Origin of the sequence: Paraburkholderia sp. EG304, from assembly GCF_046543485.1 — a bacterium.
Classification (GTDB): Bacteria; Pseudomonadota; Gammaproteobacteria; order Burkholderiales; family Burkholderiaceae; genus Paraburkholderia; species Paraburkholderia youngii.
In genome coordinates this window covers 1-1,316 of record NZ_JBKGUA010000219.1, presented here as the reverse complement: position 1 = coordinate 1,316, position 1,316 = coordinate 1, and the positions used below count along the sequence as shown (strand labels likewise).

Genomic DNA, 1,316 nt, shown 5'->3' with positions numbered 1-1,316 from the left:
GCGCCCGGCAGGATGTCCAGCTCCCGCACCGGCGTGTGCGGCGCCCGCTCCAGCGCCTCCGCCAGCTGCTCGAGCGTGTGCTGCATGTAGCCGCAGACCCGATCCGCTGAGACGCCTTCGGCCACCTGCGCCGTCAGCCCGAGCGCCTCGCCAGAGTCCTCCACCGACAGGGTCAGCGGATAGTTGGTGCGCTCCTCCCCGCCCAGCCATTCCACGCCGGATAGCCCATCCTCCGCGCTGGCGCCGGAGATTGCCGCCGGCGTGTTGTGGCGGTAGTTCAACAGCGAACTGAACAGCGGCGCCGGCGCCGCAACGCCGCTGCAGCGTTGCGCCAGCGCCAGCGAGGCATGTTCATGCGCCAGCAGCTCGGCCAGCCGCGCATGCGTGGTCCGCACGCTCGCCTCGACCCCGGTGCCATCAAGATCAAGCCGCAGCGGCAGGGTATTGATGAACAGGCCCATCGCGCGGTCGCCACCGGCGCCGCCCTGCATGCGGCCGAACAGCACCGTGCCGAACACCACCTGCTCGCGGCCGCTGCTGCGCGCCACCACCTGGCCCCAGGCCAGATGGCACAGGCTCGCCAGGCTCACCCCAAGCCGCCGCGCCTGCACCCGCAGCCGCGCGTTGAGCGCCGCCGGCAGCAGCCGCTGCGCCTCATCAACCCCACGACCGTCGCCGTGGACCTCGCACAAGCCAAACGGCGTGCTCGGCTCGTCAAGGTCGGCCAGCATCGTCCGGAAGAACTCTTCGTGCGCCTTGGCATCAACGCCCAGCCGTGCCGCCGCCACCAGGTTGCGGAACGGCTGTGGGGCGCTCAGCTCATGCTCTCGCCCCTCCAGCACGGCCCGGACCTCGGCATGCATCACCTCCAGTGTGGTGTGATCCCCGATCAGATGATGCTGCAGCTGCAAAAGCAGCCAGCGCGCACTGCCGGGCTCGCGCGCAATCACAAACCGCAACAGCGGCGCCCGGCCAAGCCCGATACGCTGCCGGCGCGGATCAAACCCCAGCCGGAGCGCATCGGGGCCGGGACCATCGCAGCCATCCAGCGCGAGCTCGCTCACCTCCAGTGGCGCATTGCGCCACACCACCTGGGCCGGGCGCGACAGGCCCTCCCAGACAAACGACGTCCGCAGGATATCGTGCCGGTCCACCACCCGCTGAACCGCACCAAGATAGCGCTCCAATAGCCCACGGTCGGCGAACGCCATCTGACTGACCAGCAGGTACGGATCGCCCTGGCCGGCCAACAGATGATGGAACAGGATGCCGTCCTGCAGCGGCGACAAGCCATAAATGTCCTGGATGTTGCCGAC

Annotated in this window: 1 protein-coding gene; it reads right to left on the bottom strand. The window is 69.5% G+C overall.

Going from position 1 to position 1,316, the window contains the following annotated elements:
* Positions 1-1,316 (bottom strand): condensation domain-containing protein (locus ACLFKU_RS43460; RefSeq protein WP_410853359.1); only part of this gene is annotated, 1,316 nt, incomplete at both ends.